Annotated in this window: 4 protein-coding genes; all 4 read left to right on the top strand. The window is 34.7% G+C overall.

Annotated elements, in window-relative coordinates:
* Nucleotides 1–52 precede the first annotated feature (52 nt).
* Nucleotides 53–955, top strand: coding sequence for a PTS mannose/fructose/sorbose/N-acetylgalactosamine transporter subunit IIC (locus RU96_RS12505; protein ID WP_071865803.1), 903 nt, complete (start codon nucleotides 53–55; stop codon nucleotides 953–955).
* Complete coding sequence (locus RU96_RS12500) at nucleotides 942–1,751, top strand: PTS system mannose/fructose/sorbose family transporter subunit IID (protein ID WP_071865802.1); 810 nt, start codon at nucleotides 942–944, stop codon at nucleotides 1,749–1,751. Before RU96_RS12505 ends, RU96_RS12500 begins: the two co-directional genes overlap by 14 nt.
* A gap of 17 nt (nucleotides 1,752–1,768) precedes the next feature.
* Nucleotides 1,769–2,173, top strand: a complete 405-nt coding sequence (locus RU96_RS12495) for a PTS sugar transporter subunit IIA (RefSeq protein ID WP_010746313.1) — start codon at nucleotides 1,769–1,771, stop codon at nucleotides 2,171–2,173.
* 284 nt (nucleotides 2,174–2,457) lie between these two features.
* Nucleotides 2,458–2,626 (top strand): hypothetical protein (locus RU96_RS13600; protein WP_428839356.1); only part of this gene is annotated, 169 nt, incomplete at its 3' end.

The raw sequence follows: 2,626 nt of genomic DNA, 5'->3' as shown, positions 1-2,626 counted from the left end.
GACGACTTTATGTCGTTGTTAATTAAATAAAAAAGATATAGGAGGAGAAAAAATGGATATTCTATGGTGGCAGGTCTTATTATTATCTTTATACGCAGGATATCAAATTTTAGATGAACTGCAAATTTACTCTTCAATGAGTGCTCCTGTTTTTGCGGGCCTTTTTTCTGGTTTGGTAATGGGAGATGTTGTAACAGGTTTATACATTGGTGGTAGTTTGCAGTTAATGGTATTAGGTGTAGGGACTTTTGGTGGAGCTTCTAAAATTGATGCTAACTCTGGAGCGATTTTAGCAACAGCATTTTCTGTAGCTCTTGGAATGGATCCGAAGCAAGCTGTAGCTGCGATAGCGGTTCCAGTAGCTAGTTTAATGATTCAATTAGATATTTTGGCACGTTTTGCTAATACGTTTTTTGCGCATCGCATTGATAAAAATGTAGAAGATATGGATTATAAAGCAATCGGTCGAAATTTCTTATTAGGGGCGCTACCTTGGAGCTTATCTAGATTAGTGCCGGTGTTCTTAGCTCTAGCATTCGGTGGAGGAGTTGTAGAGAAGGTAGTAACTATTTTAAATGGAGATTTAAAATGGTTGGGAGATGGATTATCTGTAGCAGGGGCTGTTTTACCAGCTGTAGGTTTTGCAATTTTATTAAGATATTTGCCAGTTAAAAAACATTTTCCTTATTTAATTTTAGGATTTACTATAACGGCACTGCTAACCACAGTGTTTAGCAATATTCAGTTGTTAGGAACTAGTGTAGCTACTGTTGTAAAAGATTTTCAGGGTGTGTTTAATGGCTTACCAATGTTAGGGGTTGCTTTGATTGGTTTTGCTTTTGCTGCAATTAGCTATAAGAATAGTTCAAATAACACGAGTACTCAGAGCCAAAATATTACTAAATCTGAAAGCGGAACTTTAGAGGAAGGAGAAATTGACGATGACGAAATCTAACTATAAGTTAACTAAAAAGGATTTTAAACAAATTAATAGAAGAAATTTATTCAATTTTCAATTAGGTTGGAATTATGAACGAATGCAGGGATCGGGATATTTATACACAATTCTTCCACAGTTACGGAAAATTTATGGGGACAATACACCAGAATTAAAGCAAGCGATGAAGACCCATACACAGTTCTTTAATACATCTAATTTCTTTAACACAATAATTACAGGAATTGACTTGGCTATTGAGGAAAGGGAGGGAATTAAAGCAATTGATACAGTTTCGGGGTTAAAAGCTGGATTAATGGGACCATTCGCTTCTATTGGAGATTCTATTTTTGGAGCATTGATCCCTACTATATTTGGTGCCTTAGCTGCGAATATGGCAATCAATGGCAACCCAACTGGAATCTTTATCTGGATTGTTGCGCAAATGGCGGTGAATGTTTTTCGTTGGAAACAGTTGGAATTTGCATACAAAGAAGGCATATCGTTGGTTACAACAATGCAACACCGACTAACAGCGCTAACTGATGCTGCAACATTGATGGGGGTATTTATGGTGGGAGCTTTAGCTGCTACTATGGTAAATGTAAAATTTGCTTGGGTACCTAATTTTGGGGATGTTACTGTAGATATGCAAAATAATTTGGATATGATTTTACCAAGATTATTACCAGCTGGAATTGTAGGAGCAATTTATTGGATGTTAGGGAAAAAGAATATGACTTCTACAAAAGCAATTCTAATTGTATTGGTAGTTTGTGTTGCTTTATCTGCCTTAGGAATTATATCTAAATAAACGGGAGTAATAGTATAATGAAACATAATTTAGTATTAATAAGTCATGGAAAATTTTGTGAAGAATTAAAAAATAGCGCTGAGATGATTATGGGACAACAGGATAATATTTTTACAGTCTCTTTATTACCTTCAGAAGGGCCAGAAGATTTTCGAAAAAAATTTTTTGATACTATCGAAGGGTTAAGTGAATATGTCGTTTTTGCAGATTTAATGGGCGGAACACCATGTAATATTATTTCAAAAGAGATAATTTCTGGCAAGGATATTCCGCTATATGCAGGAATGAATCTGCCAATGGTTATTAGTTTCATTAATGGGGAGCTAATTAATGCGGAAAGTGATTTCGTAGTTGATGGAAAGAACGGTATTTGTGATGTAGGAAAGGTAATTATTGAAGATTTGGAAAATGAAGATGACTAGAAAAGTCACCTAGAATTCTTATCTTTTGATTTTTGTAATTTACTTTCTCATAAAAGATAAGGTTATCGTCAATTGTATTGTGTGACGTTGATCTTATCTTTTTAGCTCTTTGTTAATAGGGACTGATAAGTTGCGCAAAACGAAGCTGGAAGTTAAGGATCAATTCTGATTCATCTACCTCATAATTATAGACCCGATAAGTGTTTCGTCTTATGAGTGAATGAACAAAGCTAACTAAAGATAAGTTTATCTATGTGATATATCAAAAATGGGAGAGGGATAGAATGATAAGGAAACGTTTTAAAATGCATAAAAAGGGTAAATTGGGGGCTATAGCTCCTATTTTTTTAATAGGTTGTACAGCGACAGTTTTCTCAGTAAATAATCAAGTTGCTAGAGCATCAGAACAACTAGCAACGAATCAAACAGTAATAGAAAATTCCAATGAGGATA

Origin of the sequence: Enterococcus canintestini (assembly GCF_001885735.1) — a bacterium.
GTDB classification, from domain to species: Bacteria; Bacillota; Bacilli; order Lactobacillales; family Enterococcaceae; genus Enterococcus_C; species Enterococcus_C canintestini.
This window is presented reverse-complemented; position numbering and strand designations above follow the sequence as displayed.

What these genes read in the sequence shown, in the direction of transcription:
- RU96_RS12500 (WP_071865802.1), top strand. Translation starts at nt 942, where the DNA reads ATGACGAAATCTAACTATAAGTTAACTAAAAAGGATTTTAAACAAATT.
- RU96_RS12495 (WP_010746313.1), top strand. Translation starts at nt 1,769, where the DNA reads ATGAAACATAATTTAGTATTAATAAGTCATGGAAAATTTTGTGAAGAA.
- RU96_RS12505 (WP_071865803.1), top strand. Translation starts at nt 53, where the DNA reads ATGGATATTCTATGGTGGCAGGTCTTATTATTATCTTTATACGCAGGA.